This window comes from Nocardioides ultimimeridianus, from assembly GCF_054777895.1.
In genome coordinates, this window is the sequence record NZ_BAAHAB010000002.1 from 172,613 (window position 1) to 190,355 (window position 17,743).

The 17,743-nt window shown below is 67.9% G+C and carries 13 protein-coding genes; 6 read left to right on the forward strand and 7 right to left on the reverse strand.

Annotation, left to right across the window (positions count from 1 at the left end; all coding sequences use genetic code 11):
- Position 1: 1 nt before the first annotated feature.
- Together ACYU8V_RS00830 and ACYU8V_RS00835 are read right to left on the reverse strand one after the other, a co-directional pair.
- On the reverse strand, positions 2 to 559 hold the full coding sequence (locus ACYU8V_RS00830; RefSeq protein WP_460844529.1) for a hypothetical protein: 558 nt from the start codon (positions 557 to 559) through the stop codon (positions 2 to 4).
- Positions 556 to 1,884 carry an MATE family efflux transporter gene (locus tag ACYU8V_RS00835; RefSeq protein WP_460844530.1) on the reverse strand — a complete coding sequence of 443 codons (1,329 nt, stop codon included), beginning with the start codon at positions 1,882 to 1,884 and terminating at the stop codon, positions 556 to 558. The genes ACYU8V_RS00830 and ACYU8V_RS00835 overlap by 4 nt, the downstream gene beginning before the upstream one ends.
- Positions 1,885 to 2,274: 390 nt before the next feature.
- On the opposite strand from ACYU8V_RS00835, the gene dnaB reads away from it, so the two are divergent.
- A complete protein-coding gene (gene dnaB / locus ACYU8V_RS00840; RefSeq protein ID WP_460844531.1) occupies positions 2,275 to 3,666 on the forward strand; it encodes a replicative DNA helicase in 1,392 nt (463 codons plus the stop codon).
- A gap of 294 nt (positions 3,667 to 3,960) precedes the next feature.
- Positions 3,961 to 4,173 (forward strand): hypothetical protein, encoded by a 213-nt coding sequence (locus ACYU8V_RS00845; RefSeq protein ID WP_460844532.1) that lies wholly within the window; start codon positions 3,961 to 3,963, stop codon positions 4,171 to 4,173.
- 17 nt (positions 4,174 to 4,190) lie between these two features.
- Here ACYU8V_RS00845 and ACYU8V_RS00850 read toward each other — a convergent pair whose 3' ends face one another.
- The 5 genes from ACYU8V_RS00850 to ACYU8V_RS00870 all read right to left on the reverse strand — a co-directional run bounded on the left by ACYU8V_RS00850 (position 4,191) and on the right by ACYU8V_RS00870 (position 11,692).
- On the reverse strand, positions 4,191 to 7,289 hold the full coding sequence (locus ACYU8V_RS00850) for a type I restriction endonuclease subunit R (protein WP_460844533.1): 3,099 nt from the start codon (positions 7,287 to 7,289) through the stop codon (positions 4,191 to 4,193).
- A 10-nt stretch (positions 7,290 to 7,299) separates the two neighbouring features.
- On the reverse strand, positions 7,300 to 8,334 hold the full coding sequence (locus ACYU8V_RS00855; RefSeq protein WP_460844534.1) for a hypothetical protein: 1,035 nt from the start codon (positions 8,332 to 8,334) through the stop codon (positions 7,300 to 7,302).
- Positions 8,335 to 8,435: 101 nt separating this feature from the next.
- Positions 8,436 to 9,650 carry a restriction endonuclease subunit S gene (locus ACYU8V_RS00860; RefSeq protein WP_460844535.1) on the reverse strand — a complete coding sequence of 405 codons (1,215 nt, stop codon included), beginning with the start codon at positions 9,648 to 9,650 and terminating at the stop codon, positions 8,436 to 8,438.
- Complete coding sequence (locus ACYU8V_RS00865; RefSeq protein WP_460844536.1) at positions 9,647 to 11,404, reverse strand: type I restriction-modification system subunit M; 1,758 nt, start codon at positions 11,402 to 11,404, stop codon at positions 9,647 to 9,649. Before ACYU8V_RS00865 ends, ACYU8V_RS00860 begins: the two co-directional genes overlap by 4 nt.
- An 81-nt stretch (positions 11,405 to 11,485) precedes the next feature.
- Positions 11,486 to 11,692 carry a hypothetical protein gene (locus ACYU8V_RS00870; protein ID WP_460844537.1) on the reverse strand — a complete coding sequence of 69 codons (207 nt, stop codon included), beginning with the start codon at positions 11,690 to 11,692 and terminating at the stop codon, positions 11,486 to 11,488.
- A gap of 680 nt (positions 11,693 to 12,372) precedes the next feature.
- Between ACYU8V_RS00870 and ACYU8V_RS00875 the strand changes: the two genes are divergently transcribed.
- From ACYU8V_RS00875 to ACYU8V_RS00890, 4 genes are read left to right on the forward strand one after another with little or no spacing between them, the layout of a single operon-like run.
- The gene (locus ACYU8V_RS00875) at positions 12,373 to 13,110 is read left to right on the forward strand and encodes a TnsA-like heteromeric transposase endonuclease subunit (RefSeq protein WP_460844538.1); all 738 of its coding nucleotides are present in this window, start codon (positions 12,373 to 12,375) and stop codon (positions 13,108 to 13,110) included.
- Positions 13,107 to 15,302, forward strand: coding sequence for a hypothetical protein (locus ACYU8V_RS00880; RefSeq protein WP_460844539.1), 2,196 nt, complete (start codon positions 13,107 to 13,109; stop codon positions 15,300 to 15,302). Before ACYU8V_RS00875 ends, ACYU8V_RS00880 begins: the two co-directional genes overlap by 4 nt.
- Entirely contained in the window at positions 15,302 to 16,363 is a 1,062-nt protein-coding gene (locus ACYU8V_RS00885; RefSeq protein ID WP_460844540.1) for a TniB family NTP-binding protein, read from the forward strand. The genes ACYU8V_RS00880 and ACYU8V_RS00885 overlap by 1 nt, the downstream gene beginning before the upstream one ends.
- Positions 16,360 to 17,742 (forward strand): hypothetical protein, encoded by a 1,383-nt coding sequence (locus ACYU8V_RS00890; protein ID WP_460844541.1) that lies wholly within the window; start codon positions 16,360 to 16,362, stop codon positions 17,740 to 17,742. The genes ACYU8V_RS00885 and ACYU8V_RS00890 overlap by 4 nt, the downstream gene beginning before the upstream one ends.
- The last annotated feature ends 1 nt before the right edge of the window (position 17,743 follow it).

Here is a 17,743-nt window from a genome sequence, read left to right on the forward strand (position 1 = left end):
GTTACTCGTCGGTATCGCCGGCCGGGTCCGGCTTCACCGGAGCACCGGCCCAGGTGCGCCCGGAGTAGACGAAGCACAGGACCAGGACGACCAGCTGCAGGACCTCGCCGAGGTTCCCGATGCCCTGCAGCCAGTCCAGGTGCGCGCCGAAGTACAGCGGCGGCGCGAGGGCGCCGATGACCAGCCCCGCCTCGCAGATCCGGAACCAGATCACCGCCGCACCCTCCCGGGCGTCGTTCGCGAGGGTCGCCAGCGCGTGGCAGAGCACGGCCTGGAACAGCAGCTCGCCGAGGCCCACCGACCACAGGACCGACGGGTCGCCGTCGTGCAGGGCGCGGGCCGTGTCGGGCCACCACAGCGGACCCGAGCAGAGCAGCGCGAGGATGCCGAGGTAGGTCAGCACCAGGGTGGCGGGCAGGGCGACGGTGCGAGCCAGCCGGCGCAGGCCGAGCAGGACCAGCACCCACCCGACGGGGTCGGCGAGCACGTCGTACCGCCCGAAGAGGACCTTGACGGCCACGAACAGCAGGCCGTAGCCGATCAGCCCGAGCGGCCTCACGCGCCCACCACGAGCCAGGCGTCGCCGCGGGCGCGGTGCAGCAGGGTGAGCAGCCGGCCGCCCATGAAGACCACGCCGAAGACCGCCCAGATCCACGGCAGGGCCGCGGACGTCGCTCCGGTCACCAGCACGAGCGGAGCGTAGCCGCCGAGGACGACCAGGCCGGCCCCGGCCAGGTAGCGGCCGTCGCCGGCCCCGATCAGGACGCCGTCGAGCACGAACACCACCCCGGCCACGGGCTGCAGCAGGGCGGCGACGAGGAGGACCGGCACGAGCGAGCGGCGTACGACGGGGTCGGGGGTGAACAGCGCGCCCAACCAGGGCGAGGCGAGGGCCAGGCCGACCCCGGTCGCGACGCCGGAGCCCACGCCCCAGCGGACCATCCGCGCCGTGGAGGAGCGGGTCGCGGCCGTGTCGCCGGCGCCGAGGGACCGGCCGACGATGGCCTGCGCGGCGATCGCGATGGCGTCGAGGGCGAAGGCGAGGAAGCCCCAGATCGTCATGGCCAGCTGGTGGGTCGCGACCGGCGCGGGGGAGCCGGCGGCGGTGCGGACGACGGCGTACGTCGTGACCAGCAGCGAGGCCCGCAGGGTCAGCGTCCGCACCAGCAGCGGTACGCCGGCGCGGCCCGCGGCGCGGATGCCGGGCAGGTCGGGGCGGAGCCCCGCGCCCTCGCGTCGGGCGGCGCGGGCGACGACACCGGCAAGCACCGCGGCGGACCCGAGCTGGGCGAGGACCGAGCCGAGCGCGGACCCGGCGACCCCGAGGTGCGGCAGCGGTCCGAGGCCGAAGACCAGGGCGACGTTCAGCAGCAGGTTGGCGGCGTTGGCGGCGACGGCCACGGCGAGCGGCGTACGGGTGTCCTGCAGGCCGCGCAGCACGCCGGTCGCGGCCAGGGAGACCAGCAGCGGGGTGATCCCGGCGGCCGCGACGCGGAGGTAGGTCGTGCCGGGTCCGGCGATGTCGGCGCCGGCGCCGAAGACGGCGATCAGCGCGGGGGCGCCGAGCGCCACGACCAGGCTGCTGGGGATGCCGATCAGGACCGCGAGCCACAGCCCGTCGACGCCCTGGCGCAGGGCCGCGTCCCGCTCGCCGGCGCCCAGGCGCCGCGCGACGCTCGCGGTGGTCCCGTAGGCCAGGAAGATGCACAGCCCGACGACCGTCTGCAGGACGGTCCCGGCGATGCCGAAGCCGGCCAGCTGCCGGGTGCCGAGATGCCCGACGACCGCGGCGTCGCCGAGGAGGAACAGCGGCTCGGCGATCAGGGCGAGGAAGGCGGGCACGGCCAGGCCCAGCATCTCCCGGTCGGACTGCCTCAGGCGCACGCCGCCGCCTCGGTCCGGTGCGGATGACTGGGGGAATCCTGTGGAAAATGATGCGCCGCGCGATGGCTTGTGGTAGCCGGTGCGGGGACCGCCCGGCATCGCCGACATGGCGGCAAAGTGAACGGGATCACAGCGACAAATCTTTCCTTCCACAGGTGTGGATTCCTGTTTGCGCAGGTCAGGAGGTAGTTACTCGGGAGGAACACAGGTCTGTCCACAGCCTCCTCCCCAGTGCCTGCACACCGTTGCAGCGTGTCCTCCACGGACTATCCACGGTTATGCACAGCCCCTGTGGATGACGGGGTTGTCGCGCATTGTGTCGGACCCTGAGAGTAATGCTGCGATGGAGTTCAATCGGCCCGCCCGGAGGGCGGAAGGGGGAGAAGCTGAGTGAGCACCACCGAGACGTGGGAGCCGCAGGAGTGGACCGACGGGCCGGCGCCCTACGAGCCGGGTGACGCCCCGTCGGGTGGTCGCACGCCTCCGCAGGACCTCGCGGCCGAGCAGTCGGTGCTCGGCGCGATGATGATCTCCAAGGACGCCATCGCCGACGTCATCGAGGCCGTGCGCGGCGTCGACTACTACCGCCCCGCGCACGAGTCGATCCACGACGTGATCCTCGACCTCTACGGGCGCAATGAGCCGGTCGACATGCTGACCGTCGGCGCCGAGCTCACCCGGCGCGGCGAGCTGCAGAAGATCGGCGGGGCGGCGTACCTGCACACGCTGGCGGCGAACGTCCCGATCGCGGCGAACGCCGGCTTCTACGCCGAGATCGTCAAGGAGAAGGCGATCCTGCGCCGGCTGGTCGACGCCGGCACCAAGATCGTCCAGATCGGGTACGCCGAGGAGGGCGAGGTCGACGCGATCGTCAACCAGGCCCAGGCGGAGATCTACTCGGTCACCGACCGGCGCAAGGCCGAGGACTACGCGCCGCTGAGCGACATCATGGACGGCGTCCTCGACGAGATCGAGGCCATCGAGAACCGTGAGGCGGGGGTGTACGGCGTGCCCACCGGGTTCGCCGACTTCGACGAGCTCACCAACGGTCTCCACTCCGGCCAGATGATCGTCGTCGCGGCGCGTCCCGCCATGGGCAAGTCGACGCTCGCCCTGGACTTCTGCCGTGCGGCGTCCATCGGCAACGGCCTGACCAGCGTCTTCTTCAGCCTGGAGATGACGCGCGCCGAGATCGTGATGCGCCTGCTCTCGGCCGAGGCTCGGGTGTCGCTCAACCACATCCGCACCGGCAAGATGCAGACCGAGGAGTGGGAGCGGATGGCGCGGCACGTCGCGCGGGTGTCCGCGTCGCCGATGTTCATCGACGACTCCCCGAACATGACGATGACCGAGATCCGCGCGAAGGCGCGGCGGCTCAAGCAGAAGCACGACCTCAAGCTGATCGTGATCGACTACCTGCAGCTGATGAGCTCGGGCAAGAAGGTCGAGTCCCGTCAGCTCGAGGTCTCGGAGTTCTCCCGGCAGATCAAGCTGCTGGCCAAGGAGCTCGAGGTCCCGATCATCGCGCTCTCGCAGCTCAACCGTGGTCCGGAGCAGCGCGCCGACAAGCGCCCGATGATGTCGGACCTGCGTGAGTCCGGCTCGATCGAGCAGGACGCCGACATGGTGATCCTGCTGCACCGCGAGGACGTCTACGAGAAGGAGTCGACCCGCCCCGGCGAGGCGGACCTGATCGTGGCCAAGCACCGCAACGGCGCGACCCGGGACATCACCGTGGCCTTCCAGGGTCACTACAGCCGCTTCGTCGACATGGCTCACTGAGCCTCGCTGCTGTCGAGATGCAGCCAATCTTGAGCAAACGTAAAGTCGCTCAAGATCTACTCATCCAGTCGACTTTGATCCCGGCGGGCCGCTGAATTCGATCTGGCCCGCGCGCGAGCCGAAGTAGTCGCTGACGGCCATCGAGATCCGTGGCCAGCGAGGACAGGAGTAGATCGACATGGGCGACTTGGGTTACGCATACGAGAAGTTCAGCCACGCCGCGCACGCACTGGTCACGTCAAGCGCTCCGCTCGGAGAGCGCTTGATCCGTGCCTACGGGACTACGTTGTGCACGTGTTCCCGCTCGGGCCGACCGTTCCGCCGCGGCTCGCGAGACGCATCGAGATGCTGCGCGTGATGATGACGGAGCGCCCTGATCCGGGAGACCTGGGCACCATCGCAGCGAGTGTTCACCTGATGACTGCCGAGGAGCGCAACGGCGTGCGGCGGGAGATCGAGGACCTCGCGCTGGAACTGCGGGCGGCGTTCAAGCGGGCACGGTCGTAGTCCGCTGGCTAGCGCGCCTACGGGACCTCAGCCTTCAGATTTTCGTGCACCAGCTCCCCGAGGAGCTTCACGAGTTGGACCTTCACCCGGTCGTCGGTAAAGAAGTAGTCGGCCATCTTGTGGTGGCTCGTCTGGTTCCCCAACACCGCTTCGGTGACTGCATCGGAGAGGTCGGGAGACTCGACGAACTGCTTGCGGGTGTTCGCGCCGGCCTGGGCGCGGATGGTGTCGTCGTCCATCAGCACGGTGACCAGCCCCTCGACCCATGACTGCTGCTCGGCCGGCGTGAAGTCCTCGCTGGCAAAGATGTCATTGATCTTCGCGAGCACCTCGGCGAGCCGGACCATACGCGGGTCACGCGCCGCGCCGGTCCCGGTGGCGGACACCGGCCGCAACGCCACTGGCTCGCCGCCGTCCAAGTCGAGTGCGTGGTCGCCGGAGCGCGCCTGCTTTATATGAGTGAGCTCGACGGTGGAGAAGTCGACGGCCTCGGCGCCGGCACGTCCGGTCAGCCGGCCGGCGAGCAGTCGGAGGAAGAGTGAGCGCTTCTCCAGGTCGGTGTCGGCGTAGTTCACGATCTGGGAGAGGAAGTCGTAGAGCCGCACGAAGGAGCCGACGTCCTTGCGGAACAGGTCGAGCTCCTCGACCGTGGCGGCGTCGCCTTCGGCGACCGCAGCGGTGTAGCGGCCGTTGAACCGGTCGGCGGCGGCCTTGAGCGGCGCGGAGATCGCGCCGTGCTTGTCGGCCAGGTAGGCGGTTACGAACGCCTCGACCTCGGCGTCGGTGTAGATCCCGGCAGCGTCGAGCTTGGCCTGGAGGTCGTGGACGATGTCGGGATCGGTCGCGCCCTCGATCGAGGCTTCGCGGTAGTAGGGCTTGAACGAGCCGAGGATCTCGGCGGGGTCGTTGACGAAGTCCAAGACATACGTCGTGTCCTTGCCTCCTGCCGGATAGGTCCGGTTGAGCCGGGACAGCGTCTGGACGGCGGTGACCCCGGAGAGCCGCTTGTCGACATACATCGCGCACAGCAGCGGCTGGTCGAAGCCGGTCTGGTACTTGTTGGCCACGATAAGGATCTGGAAGTCGTCCGTGCCGAAGGCGACCGGCAGTGTCCGTCCCCGCAGGCCGTTGTTGAGGTTCGCCTCGGTGTACGGCGGCTCTGCACCCGCGAAGGCGACGCCGTCGACGGTGATCGAGCCGGAGAAGGCTACGAGGGTGGCGAGTCGGTAGCCGCGCGTGATGATGTAGGCGTCGATCGCCTCCTTGTAGCGCACCGCGTGCTCGCGGGAGCTGGTCACCACCATCGCCTTGGCGTGCCCATCGAGCAGGTGCCGTACGTTGGCGCGGTAGTGCTCGACGATGATCTGCACCTTCTGCGCGATGTTCGTCGGGTGCAGGGAGACCCAGCGCATCAGCCCCTTGGTGGCCTCGGACTCGTCGACCAGCTTCACCTCCTCGAGACGCTGCTTGGAGCGCTCGGCGATCTGGAAGGCGGTGGCGTACGTGGTGTAGTTGCGCAGTACGTCGAGGATGTAGCCCTCCTCGATGGCCTGCTGCATCGAGTACGCGTGGAACGGCCGCGGCACTCCATCGCCGTCGGGCCGTCCGAACAGCTCGAGCGTCTTGTTCTTCGGGGTCGCGGTGAAAGCGAAGAACGACAGGTTCGGCGACTCGGCGCGTGCCTCCATCTCAGCGGCCAGGATCGCCTCGGTGTCGATCTCGCCGCCGTCCTCGAGGTCGGCGAGCTCCTCCGCGGTCAGGACGGCGCGCAGCTGCTGGGAGGTGCGGCCGGTCTGAGAGGAGTGGGCCTCGTCGGCGATGATCGCGAACCGCTTTCCCGCCAGGCCGGCGTTGTCGCGGATCGCCTGCAGCGCGAACGGGAAAGTCTGCATCGTGACGATCACGATCAGCTTCCCGGCGAGCAGTTCGGCCGCGAGCAGGCCCGACTTCGAGCCGGTTTCTGCGTTGCGGACCTGCTCGGCGTTGATGGTGGCGACGGTGCCGTCGACGCCTTCGATCTGCTTGATGGCCTTCTGCAGCTGGTCGTCGAGCACGGTGCGGTCGGTGACGACGATGACGGTGTCGAAGACCTTGCGGTTGTGTTCGTCGAAGAGGGTGGCCAGGCCGTGGGCGGTCCAGGCGATGGAGTTGGTCTTGCCGGAGCCGGCGGAGTGCATCGCCAGGTAGCGGTGCCCCGGGCCCTCCTGCGCGACGGTGGCGAGCAGGCTCGTGACCAGCTCCCACTGGTGGAAGCGCGGGAACAGCAGCGTGGTCTTCTTCGACGCCTCCCCGGTGATCGGGTCGATGTCGGTGCGGGTCTCGAGGTGCAAGAGCTTGCCGATGACGTGCAGCCAGGAGTCCCGCTGCAGAACCCGCTCCCACAGGTACGACGTCGCCGCGCCGTGCGGGTTGACGCGGTTGCCCGCGGCACCGTCGTTGCCCATGTTGAAGGGCAGGAAAGGCGTGGCCTTCCCGGCCAGCCGGGTGGTCATGGCGACCTCGTCGTTGGAGACAGCGAAGTGCACGAGGCACCGGTTGGCGAACCCGAGCAGCGGTTCGCCCTTCGGGTCGCGGTCGAGGCGGTACTGCGCCTTCGCGTGCTCGACCGACTGGGTGTTGTCCGTCTTCAGCTCGAGCGTCGCGACCGGCAGGCCGTTGACGAAGAGCACCAGGTCGATCGACCCCTTGTGCTCCCCGGAGTAGTACACCTGCCGCATCACCCGCATCCGCACAGCGGCGTACCGCTCCAGCGCGGCGGTGTTGAGCGTGGTGGCCGGCTTGAACTCGCACATCGAGAACTTCGCCGGCGTCTTCTTGAACCCCTTGCGGAGTACAGCGAGGGTCCCGCCGCCGGATTCGAGCGGCAGGTCGAGCGCCTTCACCAGCCGGTCGAGGAGTTGCTCCTTGGCACGCTCCTGCTCCCCGCTGGACACCGACGGCTTGACGACCTTCGCCCACTCGCCGGGCTGGGTCTCCTGCAACCAGGCAAACACGTCGGCGGGGAAGAGTGCCCGGGCCTTGTCGTAGCCCTCGGCTGTGGGTGAGTAGAGCCAGCCGTGTGCGGCCAGGTAGTCGCAGATTTCGTCCTCGAAGGCGCGCTCGTGCTCGACACTCACAGCGGCCACGCTAATGCGCAGAGGCATCCACCGTGGCGGACATCGCGAGAACCAGCGGCTCCAGACGCAGCAGCTCGTCCCGGATCTCCCCAAGGGTCAAGGACGGTGCGAACTGCATCCGCGCCCCGAACAGACACTCGCGATAGGCCTTGGTCGCGACCGCCATCCCGAAGCCCTTGCCGAGCCACTTCGGGCCGCCCGCGCCGACCATGGCCGTCCAGGCGGCTCGGTCTACGGGGTGGCGCGGGTTGGCGGGGGTGAGCTGCCAGGGCCAGTCAGGCAACGGGTCACCGTTCGCGTCGAGGACGTTCTCGGCGAAGACCTGGCGCAGCAGGTCCCAGTCGAACGCCTCCGAAGTGTCGACGTCGCTCAACCGCAGCGACACCACCGGCGCCGGACCCTTGAGGCGGTCGCGGTAGCGGCGATCCGGGTCATGTCGCCACTCGTACGCCGTCATGCCCTCCTGCACCTCGACCTGCACCCGCAGGTTCGGCACGGCCGTGGCGGACCAGAAGCGCAGCACCCAGATGCCGCCGCCGGAGGACTGGATGAGGTCCCGCTCCAGGGTCATGTCGTCGAGATGGTGGGAGAGCCAGGCGATCCGGGCGCGCAGCGCGAGCTCGAAGGCGGGCGGATCGTCCGGCACGTCGTTCCAGACCGTGTCGGCATCCACGGCCGGGATGAGGGTGTCCAGCTGTCGGAGCCACGCCGCGGCGGTGGCCGCGACCCAGGGATGCTCGCTGCGGGAGTACGCCGTCAGCACCGCCTCCCACGAGAGCTCATCCCAGCCGGGCGTGGCGGTCGGGTTGACCGGCAGGGCGGCGAGGTGCAGGACGTAGCGGCGCTCCGCTTCGGGAAAAGCCTTGGTGTACCGCGCGAGTTGATCCAGGCCCAGGTCGGAGAGCACCTTCGCTTCGATCGCCGCGACCTGTCGCTCGCCGACGGTCAGCAGGAGGTCGAGCCGGTCCGACTTCCGCGATGTTCCACCAGGGACGGCGACCTCGCGCCGGACGTCCTCAGGCACGACCCCGATCAGTTGCCCCATGGGTTCAGGATCGGTCTTGATCAACGACGCCAGCAGGTCAATCCAACGGTTCTCGCTCCACCCGGGGATCACGTAGCTCAGGTCCGGCTCGCGTGCCTCGGTCATGCCGACGCCCGAACGTCGATCTGGCCGGTCGCCGCCGCGGTGATCAGAGCCGCGCGGCGCTCCGTGGAGAGCTCGATGAAGCGCTCCGCCTTGGCGATCAGGGTGTCGATCGTCGCGGTCTGCTCGTCGACGTAGGCGACGATCTCGCGCTGCTCGCTGTCCGAGCTAGGAGCCGCTATACGGATACCCATAAGAGCGCCCGCGGTGAGCTTCGGCTGGGCGGATCCTGAGACGAGCGGCGCCACATCGATCGCCTCCAGCCGGTGTGCCCAGTACCGGGCCAGCCCAACGCGGGGGCGGAGTACATGGGCGTGGTTGTTCACCCAATATCTGCCAGTCGCAGCGAACGAAATTGGCGTCGACCGAAGCAGAAGGTTCGCACCGTCTTCCGACACGAGCACAAGTTCTTCGTCGAAGATGTAGCCGTCGACATGATCGATTACTCCCGACGCCCCGTAGTACTCGTATGGACCTTGGCGATCAGCCCTCTCCTCTGAGCTCAGTGGAATGCGCCGGCCGTCCAAGCTCGAGAACCAATGACGGGTGGCCTTGACTGTCCACCCAGCGGGAACCAATCCCAGAGTCGGATCCCCGCTGTCACGAAGCTGAGCCGACGGATCAATCCCGAGCGTCACTGCTCTCGCCACGAGAGAACGACGCCGCTCGCGGAGGGTCGCGATCAACTGCTCCTGCTTGGCGATGAGGGTGTCGATCTGGGTGGTCTCGTGGTCGAGGTAGTCGGCAATGGAGCGCTGCTCTGCGAGTGGCGGCAATGCGACTCCGATCGTCTTCATCTGCTCCCAATAGAGGCGCCATTGGGAGGGACGGATCCCGGTTGAGCGCATGCCGTAGTGATCGATGAGCGGCCGCGATCGCAGAAGTTGGTGCAGGTACCGAGGCTCGGCTTCGGAGGCAACCGGCCGGAGCACCTCGTAGTCAGGGCTGACGATCCCGCGGTAGGGGGAGATCCCTAGCGACCCCTGCCAGGCCTTCATCCTGTTGACGACCAGGTCACCTGGTTGCACCAGCTGGTAAGCGCTCAGGTTCTCGGGGGTGCGGTTGAAGTTGTCCGATCGGCTGTCCTTCGGCACGACTCCGTGGTCCCGGAAGACGCTGAGGACCGTCTCGTCCGAGTGGTTCTTCTCGGAGACGGGCTTGAAGAGCCAGCCGAGGCGCGTAGGGGTCCAGTGATCAGGGGCAGCCGTGTTCACCTCTCAACCTCGCGCAAGAGGTCGAGGATCTCTTCGACCAGCTTGTTGAGGTCGGCGTCGATCTCGTTCAATGGCCGGGGCGGGACGTAGGTGTAGAAGTGCCGGGTGAAGGGGATCTCGTAGCCGATCTTGGTCTTCTTCTCGTCGATCCAGGCGTCGGGGACGTGCGGGAGAACCTCGGCGTCGACGTACGCCTTGATGGTCGTCTCCCGTCCGGCGTCGCCGAGGTCGTTGCCGGCGAAGGTGAAGGGGATGTTCTCGGTGTCGCGGAGCTTGGGGTCTGGCTTGGCGTTGCCCCTGCGGTCGCGGACGACCTGACCGTGCTCGTCGAGGAGCGGGCGCTCGACGGTGATCGTCCAGTAGCCGAAGGCGTCAGTCGGGAAGGCCTTCGAGTGCTCGGTCTCGTCGTAGGCGGCGTACAGCTTCACGACAGCCTCACGGTCGGAAGCGGAGAGCTCGCGCGACTTGGCGCCGAGGTTCTTGCGCATCTTCGAGTAGAAGCCGGTGCCGTCGATGAGCTGGACCTTGCCGATGCGTCCGGCGGGCTTGGCATTGTCGAGGATCCAGACGTAGGTGGCGATCCCGGTGTTGTAGAACATGTTGGTCGGCAGCGCCACAATCGCATCGACCAGGTCGTTCTCCAGCAGCCAGCGCCGGATCTGGGAGGGTCCGGACTCGGCAGCGCCGGTGAACAACGGCGATCCATTGAGGACGATGCCGGCTCGGCCGCCGCCGTCGTGGACCGGCCGCATCTTGGTCGCGAGGTGCTGGAGGAAGAGCATCTGGCCGTCGCTGATCGAGGGCAGCCCGCCAGGGAAGCGGGATCGCTCGCCGGCCCGGGCGACCTCGTCCTTGACCGCCTTCTCCGACGCCTTCCAGTCCACGCCGTAGGGCGGATTGGAGAGGCAGTAGTCGAACGTCGTACCGGCGAACTTGTCCTCGGCGAGGGTGTCGCCGAGCTGGATGTTGCTGGCATCCTGGCCCTTGGCGATCATGTCGGATTTGCAGATGGCGTAGGACTGGTCGTTGATCTCTTGGCCGTAGAGGCGCAGGCGTGCGTTGGGGTTGAGCCCCGGCTTGTCGGGGGTGCCGATGAAGTGTTCCTCTGCCACCGAGAGCATGCCGCCCGTGCCCGCTGTGGGGTCGTAGATGCTCCGCACGGCACCGGGCTCCGCGAGGCCTTCGTCGTCGCCGGCGAACAGCAGATCGACCATGAGCCGGATCGCGTCGCGTGGGGTGAAGTGCTCACCGGCTGTCTCGTTCGAGGCCTCGGCGAACTTCCGGATGAGCTCCTCGAAGAGGTCGCCCATCTCGGCGTTGCTGACCTTGTCCGGGTGCAGATCGACCTTGGCGAAGGACTGCACCACGATCAGCAGCCGGTTCTTCTCGGCGAGGGTCGCGATCTGGTTGTCGAAGCGGAACCGGTCGAAGACGTCGATGTTCTTGGAGAACCCCGCGATGTAGTCGGTGAGGTTCGCGGACAGGCCGTCGGGGTCGCCGACGAGGGTGGCGAAGTCCCATGGGCTGGCGTTGTAGAAGTTCAGGCTGGTGGCGCGCTTGATCTTGACGTCGCGCAGCTCCTCTCGCGGCTCGGCCTCGGCGAGCGAGCGGACCTTGTCGCGGGTCGGTTCGAGCACGCAGTCGAGGCGGCGCAGGATCGTCATCGGGAGGATGACGTCGCCGTACTGGTGGGGCTTGTAGACGCCGCGGAGCTGGTCGGCGATCGACCAGACGAAGTTGCCGAGGGTGCTCACGAATCTCCTGAAGATGGTTGCCGCATGAGGGTAGTCCGGCTCGGTCGGCAGCGGGTGGAGACGGCCGATAGAACGCCGTGCCTACGCCGATAGAGCGTGTGCGATCACCGGCGCGATGCCGCTGCTCGGTGCCGTACACATCGTGAAGGCGATGAGCGGCCACGCCATCAGCCACTTCACCAGCGGTAGACGGTGGCGTGGTGGAACGGTCGGATAAAGACCGACGTACGCCGCGAGGCCTGCGATGGTCAGGACGGCGACTGGGACAACGGCGGAGATGGTGGCCATGGGAACTCCCAAGGGTCAAGAGGTGGCGGTTTGACCGTGGAAGGTGCGCGGGACCTGCGCCGTGTGACACGGCTGGCTGGAACTTCTTACCGCGACGGTTCCTGGACCGAGGCGGGGTAGGCGCTGAGCAGCCAGCGCAGGCGCGACAGCTCGCTAGAGGTCGCTCGTCGTTGCCGATAGGTGACTTCGCTACGGTCCACCTCGAGCTCCATTGCCCTGATCAGTTCTCGTAGCTTCCTCGCGCCGTCGACCGTGCGCTGTCGGCAGACATCGGAGCAGTAGGCGGGTGGCCGCCCGCGGCCACCCGGCCATTCCATTCGGGTGTCGCAGTCCGGGTTGTCGCAGCGACGAGTCGGCCCCGCCTCACGGCCTGCCTGCACATTTCTCGGCGCGGGAACCATGCGTGCCTCTCTATCGGACGTTCGCTCCACGCGAGTCTTGCAGATGGTTGACCGGAAATAGTGCACCCGAGTGCACATTTGACCCTGCGAGCTGTCTAATAGAACTAATAGGCGCCCCGGATAAAGTGCAGAATTCCTTGCCGGGGACGCGGTCGCAGTCGTACGCTCGCGACGAGTTGTCGAGGCCGCGCGCCTCCGCAAAAGACCGGAGGCGCACCCGCTGGCACGGGGCGCCTCCGTATTGGTCAACTCCCCATGGACGCTTGGAAGCGAGGGAATATGACCGTTGCCGATTCTACGCGGAGGCGCATCGCGCTATCAGCCCCCGAGCTCTCCTGGACCATCGCGGTCGACGGGCACGCGTCGTCATGGGATTGGTCGCTTGGCAGCCCGGATCCTGAGTCGTTGCGGCCCGTTCGCCGGCCGACGTCGGGAGCGGTGTCGCGTCATATCCCGGTGCGCGCCTTCAGCACGACCACCAGCGACTTCGTCGAGCTCGAGTCCGGTCTTGAGCACGACCTCTTTCGCCTGCTCGATCGCGACGGAGCCGTCGTCTGGCTTGTCGCTCAACCGCTCCGGCTGACGTGGCCGGTGGTCGGCCGGAAGAAGGCACGGACGCACACACCCGATCTCCTCTCCGTCGACGCGGGGGGCCGCGTGACGGTCTGGGATGTGAAGCGCCCGCAGCAGGCGACCGCGGATGACTTCGCAGTCGATCGAGCGGTCACAGAATGTGCTTGTGTCGAAGTGGGCTGGGGATACGAGGTCTTCACCGGTCTCGGTCCAGTTCATCAACACAACTTGATGTGGTTGCACTCGTATCGCCGTCAGCCCGCCTGGGCTGCGTCGTGCGAGCCAGAGGTGCTTGCGCAGGCCGCGGGAGGATGTGTCCTTGGCGAGTTGGTCACACCGGATGATCCGCAGCGAGCCGCGGTCGTGTGGCACCTGATCTGGGCCGGTCGCCTCCGCCTCGATCTCACCAGCCGCCTGACGGCACAGACAGCCGTCGCGTCATGATCGAGCGGTCCGCGGCGACGGAGCTTCGCGTGGGTGCTCGGGTTCTCGGTAACGACGGGTACCTGGTCGTCACGGCCCTCGGGCGCCACACGGTCACGGTAGAGACCAGCAACGGGGAGAGTAGGGACATCGGCTACGGCGCGATCGTGGCCTCCGAGATGGCGAACGGCCAGGTCGCCGCCGTGGGCCGATCCCTCGAGCCGTGGTGGTCCGGCCTGCCCGCGCCCGTGCACGACGCCGCACTGTTCAAGCTCGAGGTCGTCCTCGAGGTCCTCACCGGCTATCGGCTCGGACACTCACGTCTCGCGCTTCCGGGAGAGCCGTACGTACCGTTCGGGGACTCCGGCATGAGCGAGACCCGACGCTGTGCCCGCATGGCCGAGCTCCTCTGCTTCGAGAACAGCGTGGACCGCACGGTGGTTCGGCGCATTACTGACGGAGAACCGGGCGCGGGATCAGTTGGTGCGAACACTGTGCAGGAGTGGATCCGACGTTGGCGCCGTGACGGGCTGCGTGGCCTTGTTGACGGACGCTCAGTCAAGCAACCTGCCGGCTTCGAGGCCCTCGACGTACGCGTCCGCGCGATCGTGGATGAGATCTTCAGGCGGTTCGACGGCGATGTCTCGCGGATGAACCTCACGGCGATCGAGGCCGAGCTGCGTGTGCAGATGAAGGCGCAGGGCATCGGCGATGTCGCGGTACCGCAGCGGCTGATGCAGGAGTATCTCTCCGAGCGGCAACGGGCGCTGGGCCGCACGACGCGCTCTCATCGGTCTCGGCGGGTGCGGCGTGCTGCGTCCGCGCATACGAGCTATGCGGCGATGCATCCGGGGCACCTGGTGATGGATGCGACCCGTGCCGACGTGCGCGTCTGGGACGAGGTCCACGAGTGCCCGCGCAACGTCGAGGTGCTGACGATCATGAGCGTCGCCACGCGCGTCGTCGTCGCGCTGCGCCTGACGCCGCAGTCAGGCAATGCGCTGGAGGCAGGGCTGGCGCTGTACGACGCGCTCCGGCCGATGTCGATGCTGGTGGAGGGCACCACGATCGATGACTGGCGCTGGGGCGGCGTACCGGAGACGCTTGATCTGTCCGAGGTCTCGATCCACCGATCCCGGAAGCGTGTGATCCCGCCCGGCGCGAGTCTCTCGGCGCTCAACGATGTGCAGGGTGAGCACGTGAAGCCCGGCGTGACGCCTTCGTCGCTGCGGTGCGACCACGGGTCGGTGTTCATCTCTGAGCAGTTCACCGCGTTGCTGCGGGACTTCGGGATCGACCTGATGCTGTCGCGTGGTTCGAAGCCCAGCGACAACCCTCACGTGGAGAGGTACCATGAGACGTTGCAGCGGGCTTACCAGTCGGTGCCGGGCTACAAGGGCCGCAACGTCTCCGAACGGGGTCGCAGGGTTGACGACTCGGGCGAGAAGCTCCTGACCGCTGCGGAGCTGGAGCGGCACCTTCGGCGCTTCATAGCGTTGGATTACCACCGCGAGCGACATGACGGCCTGACCCTTCCCGGGCGGCCCGACATCCGGTTGACCCCGCTGGAGATGTGGGACGCGATGCTGCAGGTCACCGGCCGCCTCCACGTGCCCCAGCACCCAGACCTGATCTACCAGTTCCTCCCCATCCGTTGGCTCACCATCGGCCACGCCGGGGTGGAGTACAAGAACCTCATCTACGACGCCGAGGTCCTGAAGGAGTTCCGCGACGTACGCCGCGGAACCTTCCGCGCGAAAGACCGAGCGGCACCGTTCCACTACGACCCGCGCGACATGACACGGATCTGGTTCCGCCACCCCCAGACCGGCCGGGTCCACGAGATCGCCTGGAAGGCCAAGCACCTCTACGACCTACCCCTGTGGGAGTCGATGGTCGATCGGGCCGACGCCCTCATCGTGGGCCGTGGCGGGAACCGTGCCCTCAAGCCCCGCGCGGCCGAGCACCAGCTGATCGAGGTCTTCGGTCGTCTGCATGAGGTCAAGACACCCACGGAGCGGCGCCAGGACTACGCAAGTCGGCTGCGGTGGGACCAGGCCCAACGCGACCACGACGAGGCCGCTGAGGCCGCAGCCCTCATGGATGGGGAGGGCGACACCTCGACACTGACTCGCCCTGACCTGCGGGTAGTGCCCGACGTCGACGACGAGATCTGGCCCGACTACGACAACCCGGACCAGGCGGTGTGGTGATGGACTCCTATCAGTGGCACCAGCAGGCTGCCGCGACGCGGCCGGAGCCGCCCTCGCCGTACACGCTGGCCCAGCTGCAGGCGATGGATGCCGACGCCCGGACCAGCTACGCCCGCGAGGTGTGCAGCACCCTGCTGGCATGCCCGATCCCCTCACCGATTCACGAGGCGGTCGGCATCGACCTGTCCGAGCAGCTGGACTGGGCGCTGCTCGAGCCACCAGGCGCCAGGACGATCCTCGCGGTCTCAGCGCCGTACGCCGCCGGCAAGTCGACCCTGATCAAGCAGTGGGCTCACGACCAGTACCGGGCATGGCTCGGCCGCGTCGACCCGAAGGTCCTGCCCGAGTGGCGGCCACAGGCCAACGTCCTGGCCGACCACGTACCGATCTGCTACCTCAGCCTGCTCTCGGAATCGAAGGGCAAGGACGTCTACGTCCAGCTCCTGGCGTTCCTGGGCCGCAAGACCGAAGGCATTGCCGAACGCGACCTGGCGATCCAGACCGTGCGAGCTCTGCGCCTGCACGGGGTACGGATGGTGATCCTGGACGACGCCCACATGCTCCGCACCAGCTCGGCAACCGGCCGCGCCACGCTCAACGCGGTCAAGCACCTCAACACCGAGCTCGGCGAGCTCGGCGGCGTGCTGGTCCTCGTCGGTGCCGAGCTGTCCGCTGGAGAAGCACTGGGCGACCCGCAGATCCGAGGCCGCCTGTCCGAGCACACGTTGAGCGCCTACGGGATCGGGACTGACGAGCAGCGGGCGTGCTGGCAACGGTTTCTGCGTTCCTGCGAGGCGCAGATCATGGCCTACGTCCCCGGCGGCCACCTGGGACTGTTCGCGAACCGCCACGCCGGCTACCTGTGGGAGCGGACCGGCGGGTACGTCGGCGACACCGCGAAGCTCCTCATCGCAGCCACTGGCCACGCGATCCGGTATGCACAATCGTTGGACAGAGCCGTCTTAGAACAGATCCGTACGAGTGAGCGGGCTGTCGACCATCAAAGACAGCAGGACCTCCTGCGGAAGCGTGCCCCCAAGAAGCAGCGGGTAGCCGGATGAGCCGCCGGCCGGCGGTGCGGATCGAACCGCGGCCCGAGGAGTCGGTGCCCTCGATGGTGACGCGGCTGGCTCGGGCGCTGGGCGTCACGCAGCGGTCCCTGCTCCCCGCCGGCCACGGCGGTCTGTATTTCTCCAACCCGGGATGGTGGCTACCCGAGGTTGTCGACCTGCTCGGCATCGCGGCCGAGCAGTTGCGGGACCACACTCTCGATGGTCGCCTCGGCAATCAGCTCACTGTCGCGGCGCCGTCGGTCATGCTGCGCGCCGGCAGGTGGCTGACCTGCCCGACCTGCGCCACGGGCACCTATTGGACGGCGCTCGTGCTCGTCAGCTCCTGCAGCACCTGCCGTGTGCTGCTCACTCCCCAGGTCAGACCGGACCGCGCCCGGCGGCCCCGACCCGTTGCCGCGCCACCTGAGGCACTCGCCTTGCAGGCGGCGTACATCCAACTCCTGACGTCTCAGGTGGCCGGAGGAGCGGCTGCCGATGACGACGGCGGCGAGCTGCGGCGACGCTTCGAGCGCGTCATCCGGCTGCTGCGGTTCTGGCGCCGCGCACACCGGCCGAGCGCGGCCGGTCCTACAGCACTGGACTCTCCGGTCGCTGGCGCGGAGTTCGCGACCTCTGCCTGGCCGGCCAGCGCCACCGACGACACCACCGTGGCGTTCATCGCCGAGACCATGCGACGGCGGCTGCCGGACGCTGAAGGTCCAAGGCCGGCCGACCACACCGCAGCCAGGCGCGCCCTCCACCGTGAACTCCTCGCGGCCGGCATCACCGACAGGCACATCCCGACCTATCTGCTGCCCGACAAGCGGCTGGCCCACGCGATGCCGTACGACCTCGATATCGGCCTTGCCGCCAGCCGCGCGCTGCGCCGTGAAGCCGCACATGCACATTGCGGCGTACCCCCGGCTGGGCACGTGCTCGATGGCCGCCGCGGGTCGGTCGACGGGCGACACGAAACCCTCACCCTCGACCGTCACCTCGAAAGCACCCCGATAGGGATTGGCACATTGACGAGGCTGGCGCACCAGCTGGCCAGTGGGGGAGCGATCGACTACGTCGAGCGAGCAGCGACCCTGGCGACGCTGCGACGAGTCCCGAACCCGGTGCTCGCCCAATGTCCCACGCGCCTCGACCCGGAGCTCGCCGCAGCGTGGATCCGGATCGAACTGAGCGGACACCCGCCGCGTGAAAGGTGGCTGCTTCGCGACATTGCGGATTTCGACCAAACACTCCGTCCTGAGGACCGCCTCATCCTGATCGAGCACGGCACGCAGGTCGTGAGCGTCGTCGCGGACGACGTCGCCAGGGCTACCCGGAGCGTCCGCGCCACGCCGGAGTACGAGTTTGCGAGGGCCGGCGGTGTCTCCTGAC

Bases quoted from the DNA above. Each gene is read 5' to 3' on its own strand.
- ACYU8V_RS00855 (WP_460844534.1), bottom strand. From the start codon at position 8,334: ATGGGGCAACTGATCGGGGTCGTGCCTGAGGACGTCCGGCGCGAGGTC.
- ACYU8V_RS00890 (WP_460844541.1), top strand. From the start codon at position 16,360: ATGAGCCGCCGGCCGGCGGTGCGGATCGAACCGCGGCCCGAGGAGTCG.
- ACYU8V_RS00885 (WP_460844540.1), top strand. From the start codon at position 15,302: ATGGACTCCTATCAGTGGCACCAGCAGGCTGCCGCGACGCGGCCGGAG.
- ACYU8V_RS00875 (WP_460844538.1), top strand. From the start codon at position 12,373: ATGACCGTTGCCGATTCTACGCGGAGGCGCATCGCGCTATCAGCCCCC.
- ACYU8V_RS00870 (WP_460844537.1), bottom strand. From the start codon at position 11,692: ATGGCCACCATCTCCGCCGTTGTCCCAGTCGCCGTCCTGACCATCGCA.
- ACYU8V_RS00880 (WP_460844539.1), top strand. From the start codon at position 13,107: ATGATCGAGCGGTCCGCGGCGACGGAGCTTCGCGTGGGTGCTCGGGTT.